Below are 18,843 nucleotides of genomic sequence, written 5' to 3' on the forward strand. Positions count from 1 at the left end.
AATACACATTCACTCTTAGTTCTGAAAAATTGAACAGTCATTTTTTATGCAACAGGAAATTTTTGTAGGTGAAAGCAATCATGTAATATATAATAATAGTCAGTATTTCACTACATATAACAGAGGAGCATTATAATGAAAGACAAATTAAAAGGTTTAGTAATCGGCATTCTTATTGGTTCAACTATAACTGGAGCAACAGCATTTGCAGGTACACCAATCAAAGCAGCTATCCAAAAACTGAATCTGTATGTAGACGGGACAAAGAAGTCTAATGTCAGTGCCATTACATACAACAACACTACATATGTGCCAGTAAGAAGTATGAGCACTGCGTTAGGAAAAAATGTAACGCTTCGAGAGGACAACTTATATATCGGAAAAACTCCTAAATTAAATATTACGGAAAAAGAAGCAGTTAAACTTGTTAAAAACAAGTACGGCTATAACAATTCAAAATTAATCGTCGAGGTTGATAACGAAATGGACAATCAATATGTAGTTCACGTCTACGAAATAGTTATCGATGATGAGAAAACTGGTGAGGGTCATACCGCAACATACGGCTGGTATTATGTCGATAAAACAAGTGGGAAAGTTTCTTCAATGATCTGATTAAAAAAAGGGCTCTTTATTGAGCCCAGTCCTCGTAAAACTTGCCTTTTAACAAGTCTATACCCCATACTTTTCTTCTAAATATCTATCATATGCCTGCTCAGCAAGATCTTCCTCAATCAAACTACGATGCATCTCAGCAATTTCGTCGGAATAATCATCTATGGTAATTTCATATCTAGCATCCTCAAACATATCTCTAAGATCTTCGTTGTATTCAACAAAAAATTCATAAGATAGTTCATAACCAATCTGTAATTTCAACAGAAGTTCCTGTACTTCCTCACTGGAGAGACTGATTTCGTAATGCATAAATTGATTTCTTATTTTGTTTAAATACTGAACAACTGTCTCGAAATCTTCTGATATATCATAGTCACATAAGTATTTGGCTCTCCTGATTCCCTCATTCAATGTAATAGTTTTGAGAAGTGGATTTGCCTCAAAAACATTAGATAACCCTTTTGATAGCATTATCTTTCTTGCCGTCATATATTTATCGAGATCTGCAAATATAAGATATTCATCGTAATCCTTTAAAAACAGCTTAAAAAGTATTTCTATTCCATGATTTAACGACATTACAGCATCTTTTAAGTTGTGTACTTTTCCATCTTCTAGCATCTTAATCTTTTGCATTGTGAGAAAAGCAGACTTAAATGAATCTACTCCATTTTCGGCCAATCCCATGATCAACATTAAGATCACTCCCAAAGAGTTTTATAACATAACTTGCTTCAACTATCCAGAATACCTATTCACAGTAATCGTATAATGGTATATCTCAATATCATCTTCAATACCCCCTCTTCATTGAGCAGCCAACAAACCAGCTACCCCACCCAACTCTTCTTGACTGTGTACTGTGTCACCGCTAACATTCTTACGAAACAAAAGTGCATCATCATCTTAAATTTTGACATTTAGAATTAATTCTCTCCTTATGAAGGACATTTTATTTTGTTATATCAAGTACATACTTTTCAGTCACTTTTCCAGTCGATATTAAAAGATTGTTTCGGCCATTTTTCAGTGCCTCTGTCAAGTTAACTACAAAGTGCTTTTTTATGTAGTATTCCGAATAAAACTGGGCCATTTCTCTTTGTGGATGATCGTTGTAAAGCACTTTGTCATTTAACACAACTAATAGTGGATCAGCACTATTCACGTATCTGCCATAGATGAACATATCAACTTTATCTCCTCTGTACTTCGTTAAATCAACCCTTGGGTTAGCTTGATCATCTAAGTTCACTTCCTCATCGTATCCGCCTCCCACATCATTAATCATTATTCCTAGATTCATACCGTAGAAAAATGTGTGCGAGTTGCCGAAGACATTTTCTACTTTATACCTCAAGTTATTTGGTAACTGAAGTAAGACAGAGACAAACAAAATAGCAATAATGCCACCAACAATCTTTTTTTTCATTTTTATCCCTTTCTATTGATGCTAAAAGAATTGTTTTATAGCGTTTTAAAGTAATTTATTAATTGATATATCTTTTTAAGATACGGAATAAAGACCTGAATATTGGCATACACTTGCTCCTTCGAGATGGTTACTCCTGTTGGATGACCAGCATCATTGCGATAGTTTCTGATCATTTCAAAAACTCCAAGTAATACATTATTTAACCCATCACTGATATCTTTCGGGATACTCGATTGGATCGTCGTAAGACTTCTTGTCAATTCATCGAATTGTCTCTTAATCATCCTATTTGCGAATTTATCATAAATCTGCTTACGCTTTGCTTCATCATGAAATGAGTTAATAAATGAATCAATGAGTAAAAGTAGAGCCTTTTCAGAAGCGCAGCCAAGCATAATCGTAGAGGATAACAAAAGATTAATTCGATACGCCTTTAGACATTCAGTCATATATGTAATAATTAGTTCGTCAATTTCAGGAATATCTTGTTTTATGCTACTTAAGTATCCTGAGGGGTCATGTGGCATAGGCATTTCTGAGTCTACAACCGAATGCCCGTAATCTGTAAGTTTAAGCCATGGCCATTCAGAATTACTTGCATTAATTCCAATCATTAATACGCCTTCAACTATTAAGTTCCATATAATCTCTCTGACGCGATCTTCATCGTTACCATCTAATACATATTCCCTCCCAAAATGTCCACTGTTGTTGTTCCCTATATTTAAGATTAGGCCTTTACTTACTGCAAGTTGTGCTACATCACTACATACTCTGACATACTGGCTTTGTGGTACACTCTTAAAAACTTCTAACACAAGCCCTCTAATTTGATCAAGGGATACATCCATTTTTTGTAACCGACTCATTTGACTAATCTCCTTATAAAAGTATTATTTCACTATGATAACCTCGAATTTTAAATTGAAATAACAGTACATAATCCGCTGGTCCCTATCAATACACTTACTTTGCTACCACAATTATACAACAACAAGTAGTCAGTCTACCTATGTTTTCCGAAATAAATGTAGCTTTAGTTATCAATTTAACTACCACTCAGTCAACAATAAAAAAAAGCACCCACAAGGATGCTTCACCATTAACCAAAACTAAAGTTTGAATTTTCTACTGACTTCACTGCTGACGAAAGATAAAGCGTATTGCTCCCCGTATCTCTTCCAATGGAAAAACAATCAACTGAAAGGATGAAGCCCATTATACCTACTTTCTCGTCAACTGTTGCCAATCGTGAAGCTTCATAACCTTCAATTCCATCAATTGAATTAGAGTAAACTTGACGCAGATAGTATTCTCTTTCTGGATTATCAGAGTCATTCTTATACCCATTTATCACAGTGTCTTTCTCGATCATAATACTGGAACCATCTAAGAAAGTAATGTTAACCATATTCATCACCTCCTTCCAATAGAAAATGAATGGACTTCACTACTTGCTTTCCATGATTTCAATTTGTTTCTCTACCTCTTCTAATAGCGGTTTAGCTGCGGTAATAATGTATTGGACTGATTCATCAATTATAGGTACTATTTCATCGTTTACAAATTTGTCTGATAGTTTTTTATAAGTAGAAATACTGTGTAATCCAACTGAATTTTTACTCAAGTCGAGAAGTGCTGTTTGAATTGGAGCAAATTGCATAGGAATGGCGTCTATAGCTGTATTCAAAGATTCGTATCCTCTTAAATACTCCCATAGTCCGTTCAGCATGACCTTGTGTTCTTTAACGTTAAATAGTGGACTGGCAACAATCAACTTTCCTGTAAACGATTCTTTGGTATAATACTTATTCTCTGAATTATAATGTGTGGTTACAGTTTTCAACTCATGTCTCAGCATATGTAATAGCTTAATACGTTGATTCTGTTCTTCTTCCAACTCTTTCTCTTTCGCTTTCTTCATCGTCACCTTGACACTAAATAGCACGGCTCCTACAGGCACTACAACACCAGTAAACAGTGTCATTGGTACTCCACAATCCCATACAGACTGTATCCACTCTACCATTCTTTCACTCCCTATGTATGATAGGAATATTATACCACTAACAACGTTCTATAGTGATAATGATATATTCTTATCCACTTGTTATTTACTTTTACTCAGCAATTCGATGAAATGTCTTAAGTATATCTTTAATTGATATTAACGCGTTAGAATCGCATTCACTGTAATACACTGTCTCATGTATAAGTGTTTCGAAGTATGGGGATAGTAACTTCGCCTGTATCATACTTCTAGAAAAATTCATTATCCTGAATATACAAGGAGTTAACTATGGAGATTTTTTCAGCAAGACTCAAATTCCTCAGAGAAAGAAATGCATTATACACGTACCAAATTGCTGATAAACTAAGGCTCTCAACTTTAAGCTACGAAGATCTTGAAAATGGACAACGTAAACCAGATGTAGATATGCTTTCTAAACTTCCAGACATATTGGGAGAAAGTGTAGATTTTCTAATTGGTGTAACAGACTATGATAAATTATGCGCTCACTTCAAGCTGCAATATATGCGTAGTGTAGTGGGTTACGTTGTCAGTGAACAAAGAATTAAGGAACTGGAAGAAATATTTTCTGAAAGCCGTGATAAATTAACACAATATCAAATAGATGCACATACTAATATCACTAAAGAATATATAAGTGACATGCTGAAAATCAAAGCTGAACAAAGAGAATTCAGAGACAGATTGTATACTCGCTTAGAAAAAATCCCTTTTATCTCCAAAAAGACACTTCGTAACATCGATAATGAAGTTGCTGAAACAATCAATAGAATTTCTTCAAACCTCAGTGAATATTATCCCCCACTAACTAGCATTGACTGGAGACTTTCCTACCTTAAGAGCTCCTACCCGCCTAAACTCGATTGATTTCATTTTGAATTAAACATAAATACACTAAATGCTAATAGACAGCAGCTACAACCATATAACATGAGAGGATGATTAAACTTATAAAGAAATCACTAAAATTGACTATTCCAGCAAGGATACACTTAGAATGAATCAAATTTTGCTCCCCAAAATGGTGAGACAAGTTTCACTCGAATACGATTGAAGTCCATTATCAACTCTAGGACATCATGTCCCAAAGTCCCAATGGAAGTTGACGTTGCTTCAAAACAAAAAAGACAGTGCAATTTTGCACCATCCTCATCAATCTATTCATTCTTCATAAATAACCGTTTCTGTTTCCTGATCAATGTTAACTCGCTACGTATCTGCAAACGCCGTTCTATTGTTGTATCTGACCTAGAGCCTTCCTTAACTAAGTCGCTATAGAACACATCCAAGTCAAATGCACATGTCTTTTGCTTTACTTCAGGCTGCATCTTAATGTTATATTCTCTTGGCCTAGGCTGCTTATTTCCTAAAACAATCTCTTTCTTAACCTTATAATGAGGAACATCACGGTATTCCAAATTCATTATTGTCTCAAACAAGGTTTCTTCGTAATACATTAAATCGTTCCCCCTCCTATACCACCGGAGCATCAAGAATCTCTGTGTATAATGTCTCCAGGGCAAAGGATTGTGGTTTATGATTCATGTTAGCATCGATAACCTTCATTAGTATTGTCCAATGTGGGTGTGACTGCCTTGCACGATCCAGTAAAGCTAATGTGAGCAAAGCACATGGTGAAGGAGATTTAAAGAATACATCTATGACTTCTCGTTGCATCTGATATTTATTAAGCGTCCAGTAAGATTGTTCCTGTTCAGATAACCTGTAATACTCTTCTTCGTAACGCTTATTACGTTTATCCTTAATCAAACCCTTAATGTATAGTATAGGATTCATGGTTTATCCCTCTAATTTCAATTTTTTACGTGGTCAGGTGGGAATGAAAGAGTCATTTCATCAAATGTGGTATAATCGTGTAGTATCATTCATATATATTGCTCTTTCTTCATCTGGGGAGATGGTATTTACAGAGAGAGCAATATATATGATATTTAAACCATTGTTAAATGAATTCACAAAAATATTATGTTGCTTGTTCCATCACATTCTCTATTTAATATCATTAAACAAGTTGCATTACTGCACGTTCAAAACGGATATTCTTATCAAACTTTTTTGCAGTAATCAGATCATTTACGTTAACTCCCCATTGTTTCATACGTTCTACTTCGTGAGGCACAATACTTTCCTTGAAGTAGACACGCAATGCTTGCAATGGATTGAGTAAGTACATATCCAAGAAAGAATCATCAGATATTGAATTGAGTGCAAGTTGCTCTTTTCTTATGTCATATAACACAAGATTAGTTGCACTACTGTTACCATAGCGTTCATTATTTGCAGGGTGATCAATTACACGTTGGATAAAGTCAGTGATCAACTCAGGCGTTGTAAGGATTGCCTTCATATTAGCAATAAGGACGATTGCTGTTGAACTGATTTCAAGAGTAGCGATTGCAGATTCAATAGTTGTCATAGTGTTGATCCCCTTTACTTGTGTAGTTGTGGATGATTTGATAATCAGTGTCATTATGTATTAACTCCTTTTGGTTTGGATTGCGTTGTGCTTCACTCGATACTCTCATTCTATATCGAATTTCATTAAATGTAAATAGTTTAACTAAATTAATTTATCGTTTTTAGATATACTATATATAATAAGAAATGCGTGTTACAATACTGACTATAGTACTACAACTACACAATGAGGTGTTAAAGTGTCCAAGATCGACATTAATCTAAATTCCATCCTTGAAGAATTGAATATAAGTAAGAACAAACTTGCTGTTGAAGCTAAGTTAAGACCCAACCTAATTACTGAAATGTCAGAAGGTAAAACAAAGGCAATTAAGCTTGAAACACTTCAGAGACTTCTTGATACTCTAAACACCATTTCTAAAGATGTTTATGGTAAAGATAGTAAAGTTTATGGTGTGTCTGATTTGATTAAATACACCCCCAACATTATAAGAGTTCACAGTGGCAAAGATTAATTACTCAATCTTTCTCAGTATTAAATAGCATAATCAGCAAAATGAAAAACAGCGAGAACACACTCCCGCTGTTTCTTTTTGTCTATTGGGTAAAATTAATCTTTCTTAAAAAATAAAGAGATGCATCTGCATCTCAGTTGAACTTTCTATTGATTTTTATCGGGCCAATCCGAACCATAACCTATTTTGCCACAATCCGCACAGATAAAGTCCCCTGTAGAAGCACCTTTAAAGTATTCTTTAATAAGGCGTGAGTGAAAACATGGTTTATCCCCATTTTTTTCAGAAAGTCTCCTGCTGACTTCATCGGAGTCGTCTGCTTGAATATTCATAGAAATCACCCCACATATTTAATTATATTTAAATTCTACATTCTTAAAATGAGTTTTGCAAGGAACCTCTTTGTTTTACTACTTAATTACTCTAGAAATTGACAATATAAATCAGAATTTCATTAAGAGTTAACTTACGTACTGTACTTGCCCATAATCGCTTCAAATATTTGTAAGTTAAAAAAACTGACAGTATCCCTATGCGACTCTGAGCCGTGTTTTAATTTGCTCTAATGTCGCTCCGCGCTGAGCTTGGTTGTAGATAAATTCAATCATGTCATGCTTTTTCTGAATACGGTAGCGATGTAACCCATCGATCAGGTTTCCCTGGCTACGATACGCACAACACAACGCGGCAAACATAAGCAGTGTCAAATACCGATCTATGGCCTGAGCCGAACGAACCTGGTAACGATCCATGGCTAGCTGAACTTTGGCTGTGCGAAAATAGGTTTCAATCGCCCAACGTTTGCTGTAATAGCTCAATATTTCTTCATTATTCAGGGAAACATCTGTACGTAGAAAAGCTTTCATCTGCTTGGGATCAAAGCCTTCTCCCTCAGTCCAACACAGGAGCAAAACGGCGTTTTCGACCAAGTTAAGCTTACCTTCATAACGATATACTCGGTAAGTGGAGGAGCCGATGGTCACCAGATCGGTATCCGTTTTTGAGATGTATGAAGCAAAGCTTTGGAGCGATTGCCGGATGCCTTGCGGATAAAAAATGCGGTTTGTTTTCAAGCCACTAATGACATGAAAGCCGCGCTCCGCACAGGTTTGAAGTATCGAAGCAGATGGATACCACGAATCCATCAGGACATAGGTTTGGCAGGAAGAAAGAGGGACAGCCCGAATCATGTCACCAGCCAGTTCAATTTTACTTTTTCCTTGCGGATCGTAACGCGCTGTGGCAAAAGGAAATACATGATCCCCTGAGCGAAGCAGCGTTTGAACCACAGCGTGCCCGTAAACATGTCGCCGCTGGAGGTGAGAATATTGAAAAGAAGCCCCTTGAATCGGGTGTGTGGCCTGTGACGAAGGCTTGGTTTTTTCACACACGGTATCATCGAGAATAACAAACATGGGGCTACGTTCTCGCCGAGCGAACGCCTGAATTTGCTGAAAAGCGGCACGTTGAACGATGTGTTCCAGATAAGAAGCCTCCCAGTTTCCGTGAGTTAAGAAATGACTCAGCGTCCGGCGATCCCGCTCTTGCAAGCTTTCCCGGTGAATATCCGTCAACGTTCCTGTATATCCAGTTGAAAGCATCCCATCCACGAAATGTTTGATGTGGTGAAGTGCAGGTTTGGAGAAATAAAACGGAAGTTTCCACTCATTCCAACGATTGTTCCAATAGTTTTGTTGTGATAAAGTAGACGTATGAGACATATCTTGTTCTCCTCTGCGTGGGGTGGTTGGTGGTACTTCTATTTTACGCAGGGAGTCAAGTGTGTCTCTATTTACATTTCATGGAACTAATTTTGAGCAAGTACAGTTACGTACTTATCAATAATTCTTCTAAGCATTATTTATTTAATGTGAAAAATTCATCAATATATTTAATATATGTATCAATCACATCAAAACAAAAATTCTTTAATAAGAAAAACTTTTGTGCATCTGCATCAGTTAATTTAATTATTGGTGAAAGATGTACATTCTTTTCTCCTAACACTTCATTTATAACTTCCATAAGTGAGTACTCTATTGTAGGATCTGGAGATATTATAGAGATTAATTCGGCTCTCTTACTCTCTTCCTCCCATATATTACCGTCATTATGCACAATACAATTCCTAATTTTATTTAAATCTAAAATCCGATCTCTATTTGCCCCTGTAGGTAAAACTGCTCCAGCTTCCTCTTTCATGAATAACTCAAATCTTTCAAGGAGAGACAAGTGTGTATTCTTATTTCGATTATAAGTTACATTCTTTTGTTCAGAAATATAACCAACAATTTCATACAAGCATTTTTCAAATGTCGAACAGATAGTAATAAATAAAGAAGAACGAGAAATATGTGGAAATATATTTAAAATTTCAACGTTTTTGATAATGGGTTTAATATACTCTCTTTCTTCTTTTCCATTAATAAGAAGTGTTCCCGTTTGAATTTCAACAATATCAGCATTCGAAATAAAGCCTTCTGTTGTTTTAGCATATGAATCTAATTTCATTAATGCATACTTTAAATGCTCAAGGCTAGAAAAATTGATTTTTAAACTCATAAAACAACCACCTTAATGTTTATTTTAATTGTAGCATTTAGATTACAATATATGCTTGTTTTAGATAAAGTTCAACTTTTAAGTCAATTGGTCAATGTTACGTCCAAAATAGAAAACACAAAAAGGTTGACGCAATGTCAACCCCAATAGGCTACCCTATACCGTATATCAAACCTAAATTGTCCATATTCAGAAAGCCAACTTTATATCTTGAATAGGCGTACGAACCATCGGGTTGCCTACCTACGTTATAATGCTCACAGATCTTATAGTATTCTTCTCTCTCTAGTTTTCCATGCTTGATATACAAATCTCTTGCCATTTTAAGCATTCCACTATTCCTAATGTTTGTGACAGTTAGTTGTGGCAAGTTGTACCACTCAGCAATTTTAGTCAACCTAGACTGGACAAGATACTTTGTCGTTGGCTCATCAAGACTTTGCTTAATTTTCGAGCTTACAGCAGATCTGACTATATAATCATTATCAATCAATTCGTTTGAATCAATTTTGATGTTCGATTTAAGAACACCATTATTTTTAATGTATCTCTCTTCTTGATTTGCAATCCTAAGAATATTGTATAGGTAGTCTGATACCGCTATATCCCTGATTTCTCTACCCTTACGACCATCATTGAAGAGCATTATTTTATATCTTATTTCGTCATTTTCTCGTATTTGAGTAATATGCTCCATCTTCATATTAAGCAGCTCACTATTTTCTTTGCCCATGATACCTTCAAATATAGCCTGTACTATAGCTTTATCCTGAAAGTTTAAACATCCATCAACAACATTTCCTATATCTTCTTCGCTGAAGAGTGTAGGATTGCTGTCATCTAAAAACTGAATATAAAGTCTATTTCCTTTTACAGCATCAAGCGGATTTATATTGTCCTTACGTAAATCCTGCTCAATAGCCCAACGAATATAATTCTGAATGATGCTCACTGTGCTTCTGACAGTAGCAAGTTTAGTGGACTGCAATAGGAGCAATACTTGTTTGATTTCATTTAAATTAAAATCATATAAGTCCATTTCTAACCGTTCTTCGATAGCCGATGCTCTACGAAGTACTCTAGAATATGCTTCTTTTGTATTCTCATTCTGTCTTTGCAGGAATCGCTCTTTCTGCGACTCGTTGTATAGATGATCATCATATATCTTATTCACTGTTATTCCCCTCTGAGCTTAGATTCAAAGTGATTAATTATTTGATTACGGATACGTTTGTTTCCTGTGAGTGATTTCTTGGCATTTAGAAGTATCTCAAGTTCTTTATAGTCAGAAATAATACAGTTCACATATTGTTCTATCTGATCTAATCCTATATCAAGATCTTTCATGAACTTAGATAAAACAATGTATCCTATAAACATCAATGGATGGCTCATAATTGGAGTTTTACGCTTATCAGCGTCAATTGAAAACTCTTCTGGATAACTTCCAACCAAATAAGTAAAGAAATCATTGAGATAATTTGAAGTTTTAATTACGTCTAATTGTCTGTCGAAATGATACATGCGGTCAATTGAGAAACTCATGATATCAAAAGTAGTCAACTCACCAGCCAAATCATTTACTGTCGTTGCTGAAGCAATCTGCTTTCCAATTTCTGATTTCCTCTGGAGAATGGCAACCACCTTGTCCGACATTCTTTCCTGTGCAAGCTCATCTCTTCTTTCCTTCTTCAATACGTTAATTGTATTGATCTGACCAAAATACTTTTGAGCTGTCTCATGGTCATATGACCTAATAGAAAGTATCATGTCTAAATCTAAATTAGGATTCATCTGTAAAGCTGCTATAGCACCCTGTAAGCGGTGGAAACCATCGAGTATAGATATAACTGCCCCATCGTTAATAGTTAGTGTTCTAGAGTCCTCATAGTACGCCACAGGATCAACTTCTGTCGAGAATACATTAAGTGTAATCATATCTTCAAAGTAGTGATTAGCAGCCATTTTAGATGCAATCCTCTTAACACTCGCCTTATTGACAATTGGTGTTTTGACGACTCCTTCAGACTGGTTAACTGCATATTTAGCACCACGTTGAGTTTCGTAATCGTACACAATTAATTGACTCTCAGACATCCTCACTAAATCTGTAATAGCAATTTTAGTTATGTAGCTGTCATATTTAAGCATGGTAGTGTCTGAAAATGAAATAGGTAATTCCATTCTTTTCTGAAGTATAGATTTAAGGTTATCCTGAGCATCTCTTATCTCACGTTTACCGAAAAGTTGGTTTGGATCTAATTGCTCCTTACCTGTCACATTAAATAAAGCTTGGCATACACCGTACAATATTGAAGCATCAATTTGTGTAATGTATTGTGAAACATACTCTGCTTTTTTCAATAGTGAGTCGATTACTTCTACAGAAATATTCAGTTCAATAAGCTGATATTTAAATTGATACTTTAGTTTCTTCGAATCGCTTATTTCTTCAAGTTGTGTAATGATTAATTTCTCAATTTCTGATCTGTCTATTTTCATATGCATGAACTCCTTCCATACATATAATATGGTATCACAATTAAACTAAAATAACATGGTTAAGTAAAATTTTGCGATTCAATTGATGACACTGTTTCAATGAACATTACACTTCCGAAATTCGGAACTCGTTCTTAAAGTTAGGGTGTCATCAAGTGACACCCAGAGACACGATTATATAGAGCTAGGAGTGGCTGTGTTTGATTTTTAGGAGCTAGATGAACAATTATAAGGCAAATAAAAAACAGCCGTGTGAGGGCTGCCTAGAAGTTTATTGTTGGTATCTGTGGTTTAAGCGGTGCAAGAACTGATGCTATAAAGCCTGATAAATGTTCAAATGAGTATCCAATAAGATCGCCCACACCTTGATAGCTATAGTCTGTCTTGTAAGCAATGTAAAATAAGATAAGAAATGCAGAACCGCCGAAAAGAATAAGCTTGTCCTTTAAAGATAATGATCCCATGTAAAAACTTCCCTTATTATATAGGAATATTATACCATGTAACTATAGTATGTTTGCAAATCACAAGTATTTAAACTTACGATTTAATAATCGCTCTTATTACATATAGAGTTTAGTCCTACACTATATGTACAGTGGATGTTTTCTTAATTGCTTTTCGTGTTTTATTTGATCCCCTAACCAACTTTTCGAGAGTCAATTTCCCTTTAAGAATAAGAGTTGCTCCATCTTCAATCTTACCTTGTTTTGCGTGTACATCATGTTGACGATATGCGCCACAAGGCGCAGATTGTGTTCAATGAGCAGATTGCGCGAATGGGCATTACCTTCAGCCATGAGGCGCAGGTGTTTGGCTTCGTCATCCTCAGCGAGCGGCTGGGGAAACGCATTGTTTTTGACATACGAAACGAGTAACGTTAATTCTTTGATGAACAGGGCTATTGCGGTAAACAATCCGGGCACAGATGACACCTCCTGCAGTTTTACAACGATCTGGCCTGAGCACATAAGGGAACAGGGTCGATCTATTGTATGTGGGCAGAGGCCTAGAAGTGCACGTACCATTAAATCTGCATCTAAATAAACACTTTACACACTCACCGTAACAATTGAACCCACTCTCTCCAGCAGCAAAAACTCTTTCTCTACACTTTCAATAAAATATTTCCTTTCACCAAACAAAATCACATCATGTTGTACCAGCGGAACTTCGCTTTTAAAATAGATCACGTTATCCGTTTCCCGAAATGCCCCTTTGTAATAAAACATTGTAATCGGTCCCTCCTCTTTCACGAAACTACTATGTATGTCTCATCCTATACTATACTATTTACCCTTCTGATCTGAATCGGTTACACCCAAAATACACAAAGCCTCAGGCACTATGAAATACAGGCCTGAGGCTGATGCTCATCCCATCGCTCCCCCTTAACGCTATACTCTTATTAAAGAATAGTGTGGATGGAACTTTGAGATGATTACTTTTGGATGGAAGCTTCTGTACTATTTAAAAATGCGTTGCGCGAACTGATAGAGACCGCTGTTCCAAACCTTTGGCTCATGTCCGCCTACATCCTGATACCAAACGTGCGGAACGTTCATACTGCTGAGACCATTTTTAAAGTTCTGGCTCACCCACAGCAGACCGTCACTTCCTCCACAGGAAATCCAGAGCAATTTCAGTTTGCTGGCTGCCTGTCCAGGGTTTGTAATCAATTGGTTCACAGGCTTCGTATTCGGTGCTGCCGAGAAGGCGCCAACATAAGCGAACGTATCCAGATTCTTCAATCCGAAGTTGAGAGATTGTCCGCCACCCATGGACAGACCAGCAAGTGCACGGCTGTTCTTGTCTTTATACACTGGATAGTTTGCCTCGATATGCGGAATGAGATCCTTCAGCAAATCTTGCTCGAATCGTTCAAACGCAGCAACCTTATCCGGTGCATAAATATCCCCCACCGGGCGGTCATCCTTCATCGCACGGCCATTCGGCATAACCACGATCATCTGGGACAGTTTTCCTTCCGAATACAGGTTGTCCAGAATATTCTTCGGTTTCATCGCGTTAACCCACTCGTACTCATCCCCGCCAATACCATGCAGGAGGTACAGCACGTTGTATTTCTTATTCGGTGAATATCCAGGCGGCGTGTATACCATCGCTTTCCGTGCGTTGCCAACCGTCGTAGAATAATAGGTAATGAGGTTCGTATTCCCATGTGGAATGTTATTCCGATAGCCATCATACCCCGGTGGTGCCGGTACAACCGGCGTAGAGTTTAGAGTATTGTTCACCCCATTGTTGGAAGCATTGGTAGATTCATATGCAGTGTTCTGAGCAGAAAGTTCGCTAGATTCCGTGGCAGACGCCATCGTTGGAGCAAGCATAGCAACAACCATAGAAAGACTTAAAAGGATAGAAATACGTTTCTTCATTCACTTTTCTCCTCTCAATTGGGTTAATCATAGGCAATACCTCTGTCATGAAAGCCCTTACAAATAAATCCACCACCTCCCTTCCGTCACACGCACTGGGGATAGAATACGTTGAAATTTGTAGATTTAACTTGATTTCTCTCTTTCAAAATTACTTATATAGTATATTTAAACTTATTTATCCATTTTTTGCAACTATATTCGACACATTGTATCTACACATAATCTTTCTTTATATTAAGCAAAGAATCCACGCTTCTCTTTTCTAACAAAACCACACTATAAAAAATGTAAATTACTGTTGTTAAATTGAATATTTTACCTTATTATAATCTCAAACAAGGAGGTGTCTATACCAAATTACAATATTTTCTCGTTTTCTCTTGTCTACAGGCATTTAGTTCACCAAGTCAGGCGGCATGATTGATTGTTCTGCAAACCAACTATTTCTTGGGAGGGAAATGATTGTGAACAAACTTCGCTCATCTATTCAAAAGACATGGGCCTCATTTTTGGTTTTCACGTTATTGCTGCCTTTACTTGTCGGTCTTTGGCCTACCAGTGCCTACTCTGCTTCTAACAACGAGGGAAAACTATACATAACGGCCGACAACGAATTCTCACTTTTTGTTAACGGTAAACAAGCAGGTAAAGGGGATGACTGGACCAAAGCCTATGCATTCCCTGTTTCCATTCAACCTGGCACAAATGTTATTGCGGTTCAAGCCAAGGACTGGGGTTCGTATGCCGGACTGCTGGCAGATCTCAGTTATGAAGATGAAAATCTGGTTACTGACTTCAACTGGAAAGTATCTGAACGATACGTTGAGGGTTGGGAACAACCAAGATTCGATGATACATCCTGGGCGCGCGCTTCAGATTTTGGACGTTATGGCATTGATCCATGGCAACAAATCCAAGGCATGCCGGAAGAGACAAGTGCACGTTGGATCTGGGCAGGCAAAACAAATGTGGATGCCCCTGTTACGGAAGCTTATTTCCGCATCACGTTTACCATTTCGGAAGACGGCCTGGGGGTCAGTAATCCGATTACATCCTCCGGCCAGTTTGAGCAGGTGGATTATCAATTAAAACCGACACAACCTATGCCATCTTCCATCGTGCAGAAACTACCCGTCGTTAATTCCGTCTTCGAAACGGTGGAAGATAAAGGTTCAATCGAACTGAATTCCCGAGAAGCCGCTTCGATTGGAAACCTGCTTTCTCCTGGCCAGATATTTCTGGATGAATCCTCCGCCAGGGCAATCAAAGTTGCGAGCACCAGCAAAAGTAAAGATGGATTAATGGTAGATTACACCACGCCTGGTGTAGATGAACTGTTTGATTACTATGATATTCCTGAGCAGGAAGTTTCTTTGGAAGAACGAAATATTGTCATGCCTGATCTGGATATGGTGCTGGAAAGCAATGAACGGCCTGACGCCTCCTCTCTATCAGATGATCAGATAAATGTGGATCAAGAGATCAAACATTTCAACATTGACAACACAATTCAGCAAGACGCTAATATCTCGAATCCAGATCTTCAGACCAATGAAGCCCTGACAGCCGTTGATCCTACGAAGCTGGTTGAACACACCTTAGATCAGAGCGTTGAAACTCCGATTCATGAAATTGACGAAACCTTGCTCCATCAGGGTGAAGAAGGTCCAGTAGGTCTGGATCAAACCAATTCCGCAGACCTCACTGATGCAAACGCCATCGATATGAATGAGCTTATTCGCACCGCCGGGGCAGGGGATTTTGCAACTTGCAAAAAGTCAGGCAACGAGTTTGTCTGCGACTTCAAAAAAGTGCTTGTGAATCAACAGAATGCAAACGGTAACAAAGTTTACGTTGAAGCAGGCGGCAAACTTACATTGATCGCACCCAAGGTAACAGGAAAATATGGTTTCTGGGGAAAATACGATCTGAAATTTACAGCAGGCGAGAAAGCAAACGTCTACATTAAAGGCGATGCCAAATTCAAAAAAGAAGTTAAAGTGCCGATTATGGGCTTCAATATCGGTGCAGGCAGTCTGGGCTCCGTATCCGTTGGGGTATTCCTTGTCATCGGTATTGATGGCAATGTCACATTTGAATTCCAAGTGGATCAGGGGTATACCGTCACTCTAGGTGTAAAAGGTAAAACACGGGCCTATATTCCTGTACAAATCAAGCCTTACAGCAATGTGAGCCGTTATCTTACCGTCACACATAAAATTGAAGGACAAGTTACGGCTTGGGCAGGAGCCAAAGCTGAAGTGAGTTTGAAAATTGCAGGCAAGAAAATATTAGAGGTCAGTGTGTTCGCAGGCATTGAGGCCACAGGAAAGTGGACAAGTAGCAACAGTGTGCCAAGCACCATGTCCCTTACCATTGATGCGCTCGTGAAGGGGGAAGGAGCTGTATTTAATAAATCCTTCAAACTCTTTGAGCTACGCTGGAATCTCGTGAGACTGGTGAAAAACCCTACCAATCCGGGAACCGGGCAGAACCTGGCGAGAAATGCAACCATAACCGCCTCCTCCACCTATCCGGGGTACTCAACAGCCCGAATCAATGACGGCGACCGTAACACGGCGCTTGGGGAAAGTTATAGCTGGGCCAATAATCGTAATTCATCATTACCGCAATATGTCGTTCTTGATCTGCCTGCATCCAGTTCCATTCAGCGGATCGATCTATATACAACCAAAGGTTATGTCCTTGCCAACTACGACCTGCAATACTGGAATGGTTCAAGCTGGGTAAACCTGGTTCAAGTCACAGGCAACCAGGAGACGACACGATCACATACCTTTACAGCAGTTAACACCTCCAAGGTCCGTGTCGTCGCTAGCAGAGGACCTTCACATCAGCCAACCTATGTCCGAATTAACGAGCTTGAAATCTATTAAAATGCAGTAAAATGAAATAAACCTCAGCTTTCTTGTTTTCAACAAGAGGCTGAGGTTTATCTTTTGTTATTTCGTACACACAGTAATTTAAGGAACCGGCAGTCGGTTAGTGAGCATTAGCAGGATAAATACCCTCTGCACCTTCCGGTAAAGATTTCTTATCCTGCTTAAACAAGCTGAGTAACAATCCAAGCAAGCCAAGTGCTGCAATGACTGCAGCATAGATTGGCACTGATATCAGTCCTGTATGTGTAATGGCGAATCCGCCGAGATAAGCCCCCGCCGCATTCCCCAGATTAAATGCAGAGTGACTGGATGTCGTTGCTAGCAGCGGAGCCTCACGTGTCATATTCATAATACGAAGCTGAAGTCCTGGCATAATACCAAAAGCTGCGACACCCCAGAAGAAGATCGTGATTACCGCCAACACCGGATTGTGCAGTGTCAGCGTTAATGCAGCGAGTAGCGCAGCAAGAATACCGAAGTTCACAATCAGTGAAGGCATAAGCTTCCAGTCCGCCAGACGGCCACCAACCATATTCCCTAGTGTGACACCGAAGCCAAAGAGCACCAGAATCCAGGTTACACTCTTCTCCGCAAAGCCGCTAATATCAACCAGCATCGGCGTAATGTAGGTGAAAACTGCAAACAAACTTCCGCAACCCATTGCTCCGATAAGGAGCACAAGCAATACCTGTGGACGGATCAGATTGCGGAACTGTTGTCCCAGGTTAGCTGGTGTTCCTTGCGGAATAACCGGAATAAAACGAATAATACCAAGCAATGAAACAATGCCGAGAATGGTAATCGCGCCAAAAGAAGAACGCCAGCCAAGCTGTTGACCGATAAATGTCCCAAACGGAACACCGATAATATTAGCGATGGTCAGTCCCGCAAGCACTACCGATACCGCTCCTGCCCTCCGGTCCGGTGTTACAAGCTTGGTAGCCATGATTGAACCTACACCAAGGAACGTGCCGTGAGCAAATGCCGTCAGGATACGTGCCGAGATGAGTAGCCCATACGTAGGCGCTATAACAGACAAAGCGTTACCTACTATGAAAATGCACATCAGCAGCACCAATAGTTTTTTCTGCGGAATCTTGTGTGTGAACACGGTTAATATAGGAGCGCCTACGGCTACGCCGAGTGCATATCCCGTAATTAATTGTCCCGCCTGTGGAATGCTTACGTTCAGATCCGTTGCCACATTAGGCAATAAACCCATAATGATGAATTCGGTCATGCCAATGGCGAATGCCCCAATCGTCAAGCACAACAGCGACAAAGGAAACGGTTTACGTTTGCCAGACTTTGAAGTCTGTGACTTACTCGTGGATGCTGCCGATTCACCCCGTTCATCTGTTGAATGGTCTAATGAATGTTCTGTCTTACTCATGATGTTTCCCCTTCTCCTGTCCCTCATATATCTATTGTTTTACGC

Annotated in this window: 21 protein-coding genes and 1 pseudogene; 4 read left to right on the plus strand and 18 right to left on the minus strand. The window is 38.5% G+C overall.

Going from position 1 to position 18,843, the window contains the following annotated elements; translation table 11 throughout:
* Positions 1 to 135: 135 nt before the first annotated feature.
* Complete coding sequence (locus Q9R46_RS16120) at positions 136 to 615, plus strand: stalk domain-containing protein (RefSeq protein ID WP_311280722.1); 480 nt, start codon at positions 136 to 138, stop codon at positions 613 to 615.
* A gap of 57 nt (positions 616 to 672) precedes the next feature.
* Here the strand turns inward: Q9R46_RS16120 and Q9R46_RS16125 are convergent, their stop codons facing one another.
* The 5 genes from Q9R46_RS16125 to Q9R46_RS16145 form a co-directional block, all read right to left on the minus strand.
* Entirely contained in the window at positions 673 to 1,314 is a 642-nt protein-coding gene (locus Q9R46_RS16125; RefSeq protein ID WP_311280723.1) for a hypothetical protein, read from the minus strand.
* A 256-nt stretch (positions 1,315 to 1,570) separates the two neighbouring features.
* Positions 1,571 to 2,047: a hypothetical protein gene (locus Q9R46_RS16130; RefSeq protein WP_311280724.1), complete on the minus strand. Its 477-nt coding sequence runs from the start codon at positions 2,045 to 2,047 to the stop codon at positions 1,571 to 1,573.
* Between the two features lie 35 nt (positions 2,048 to 2,082).
* The gene (locus tag Q9R46_RS16135) at positions 2,083 to 2,919 is read right to left on the minus strand and encodes a hypothetical protein (protein ID WP_311280725.1); all 837 of its coding nucleotides are present in this window, start codon (positions 2,917 to 2,919) and stop codon (positions 2,083 to 2,085) included.
* 233 nt (positions 2,920 to 3,152) lie between these two features.
* Positions 3,153 to 3,461, minus strand: a complete 309-nt coding sequence (locus Q9R46_RS16140; RefSeq protein WP_311280726.1) for a hypothetical protein — start codon at positions 3,459 to 3,461, stop codon at positions 3,153 to 3,155.
* Positions 3,462 to 3,500: 39 nt separating this feature from the next.
* Positions 3,501 to 4,079, minus strand: coding sequence for a hypothetical protein (locus Q9R46_RS16145; protein WP_311280727.1), 579 nt, complete (start codon positions 4,077 to 4,079; stop codon positions 3,501 to 3,503).
* 270 nt (positions 4,080 to 4,349) lie between these two features.
* Here Q9R46_RS16145 and Q9R46_RS16150 point away from each other — a divergent pair, with 270 nt between their 5' ends.
* Positions 4,350 to 4,949 carry a helix-turn-helix domain-containing protein gene (locus Q9R46_RS16150; protein WP_311280728.1) on the plus strand — a complete coding sequence of 200 codons (600 nt, stop codon included), beginning with the start codon at positions 4,350 to 4,352 and terminating at the stop codon, positions 4,947 to 4,949.
* A gap of 290 nt (positions 4,950 to 5,239) precedes the next feature.
* On the opposite strand, the gene Q9R46_RS16155 is transcribed toward Q9R46_RS16150, so the two are convergent.
* The 3 genes from Q9R46_RS16155 to Q9R46_RS16165 form a co-directional block, all read right to left on the minus strand.
* Positions 5,240 to 5,539 carry a hypothetical protein gene (locus tag Q9R46_RS16155; RefSeq protein ID WP_311280729.1) on the minus strand — a complete coding sequence of 100 codons (300 nt, stop codon included), beginning with the start codon at positions 5,537 to 5,539 and terminating at the stop codon, positions 5,240 to 5,242.
* Between the two features lie 16 nt (positions 5,540 to 5,555).
* A complete protein-coding gene (locus tag Q9R46_RS16160) occupies positions 5,556 to 5,879 on the minus strand; it encodes a hypothetical protein (protein WP_311280730.1) in 324 nt (107 codons plus the stop codon).
* A gap of 226 nt (positions 5,880 to 6,105) precedes the next feature.
* On the minus strand, positions 6,106 to 6,573 hold the full coding sequence (locus Q9R46_RS16165) for a hypothetical protein (RefSeq protein ID WP_188591400.1): 468 nt from the start codon (positions 6,571 to 6,573) through the stop codon (positions 6,106 to 6,108).
* Positions 6,574 to 6,760: 187 nt separating this feature from the next.
* Here Q9R46_RS16165 and Q9R46_RS16170 point away from each other — a divergent pair, with 187 nt between their 5' ends.
* On the plus strand, positions 6,761 to 7,036 hold the full coding sequence (locus tag Q9R46_RS16170; protein WP_188591401.1) for a helix-turn-helix domain-containing protein: 276 nt from the start codon (positions 6,761 to 6,763) through the stop codon (positions 7,034 to 7,036).
* Positions 7,037 to 7,182: 146 nt separating this feature from the next.
* Here Q9R46_RS16170 and Q9R46_RS16175 read toward each other — a convergent pair whose 3' ends face one another.
* From Q9R46_RS16175 to Q9R46_RS16215, 9 genes and pseudogenes are all read right to left on the minus strand, one after another.
* Positions 7,183 to 7,368, minus strand: a complete 186-nt coding sequence (locus tag Q9R46_RS16175) for a hypothetical protein (RefSeq protein WP_188591402.1) — start codon at positions 7,366 to 7,368, stop codon at positions 7,183 to 7,185.
* Positions 7,369 to 7,566: 198 nt separating this feature from the next.
* On the minus strand, positions 7,567 to 8,757 hold the full coding sequence (locus Q9R46_RS16180; protein ID WP_311280731.1) for an IS701 family transposase: 1,191 nt from the start codon (positions 8,755 to 8,757) through the stop codon (positions 7,567 to 7,569).
* Between the two features lie 136 nt (positions 8,758 to 8,893).
* Positions 8,894 to 9,598, minus strand: coding sequence for a hypothetical protein (locus Q9R46_RS16185; RefSeq protein WP_188591404.1), 705 nt, complete (start codon positions 9,596 to 9,598; stop codon positions 8,894 to 8,896).
* 151 nt (positions 9,599 to 9,749) lie between these two features.
* A complete protein-coding gene (locus Q9R46_RS16190; RefSeq protein WP_188591405.1) occupies positions 9,750 to 10,772 on the minus strand; it encodes a phage lytic cycle repressor MrpR family protein in 1,023 nt (340 codons plus the stop codon).
* A gap of 2 nt (positions 10,773 to 10,774) precedes the next feature.
* A complete protein-coding gene (locus Q9R46_RS16195) occupies positions 10,775 to 12,100 on the minus strand; it encodes a DNA sulfur modification protein DndB (RefSeq protein ID WP_311280732.1) in 1,326 nt (441 codons plus the stop codon).
* A 263-nt stretch (positions 12,101 to 12,363) separates the two neighbouring features.
* Positions 12,364 to 12,564 carry a hypothetical protein gene (locus tag Q9R46_RS16200; protein ID WP_188591407.1) on the minus strand — a complete coding sequence of 67 codons (201 nt, stop codon included), beginning with the start codon at positions 12,562 to 12,564 and terminating at the stop codon, positions 12,364 to 12,366.
* Between the two features lie 264 nt (positions 12,565 to 12,828).
* A pseudogene (locus Q9R46_RS16205) lies at positions 12,829 to 13,026 on the minus strand (RNA polymerase subunit sigma-70); the annotation flags it as partial.
* Positions 13,027 to 13,152: 126 nt separating this feature from the next.
* Positions 13,153 to 13,332 carry a hypothetical protein gene (locus Q9R46_RS16210; protein WP_311280733.1) on the minus strand — a complete coding sequence of 60 codons (180 nt, stop codon included), beginning with the start codon at positions 13,330 to 13,332 and terminating at the stop codon, positions 13,153 to 13,155.
* Positions 13,333 to 13,566: 234 nt separating this feature from the next.
* Positions 13,567 to 14,499, minus strand: coding sequence for an alpha/beta hydrolase (locus Q9R46_RS16215; protein ID WP_145332311.1), 933 nt, complete (start codon positions 14,497 to 14,499; stop codon positions 13,567 to 13,569).
* 467 nt (positions 14,500 to 14,966) lie between these two features.
* Between Q9R46_RS16215 and Q9R46_RS16220 the strand changes: the two genes are divergently transcribed.
* Positions 14,967 to 17,399 (plus strand): galactose-binding domain-containing protein, encoded by a 2,433-nt coding sequence (locus tag Q9R46_RS16220; protein ID WP_311280734.1) that lies wholly within the window; start codon positions 14,967 to 14,969, stop codon positions 17,397 to 17,399.
* A 106-nt stretch (positions 17,400 to 17,505) separates the two neighbouring features.
* Here the strand turns inward: Q9R46_RS16220 and Q9R46_RS16225 are convergent, their stop codons facing one another.
* On the minus strand, positions 17,506 to 18,798 hold the full coding sequence (locus Q9R46_RS16225) for an MFS transporter (RefSeq protein ID WP_311280735.1): 1,293 nt from the start codon (positions 18,796 to 18,798) through the stop codon (positions 17,506 to 17,508).
* Between the last annotated feature and the right edge of the window lie 45 nt (positions 18,799 to 18,843).

It is taken from the genome of Paenibacillus sp. RRE4 (assembly GCF_031844205.1).
GTDB classification, from domain to species: domain Bacteria; phylum Bacillota; class Bacilli; order Paenibacillales; family Paenibacillaceae; genus Paenibacillus; species Paenibacillus xylanexedens_B.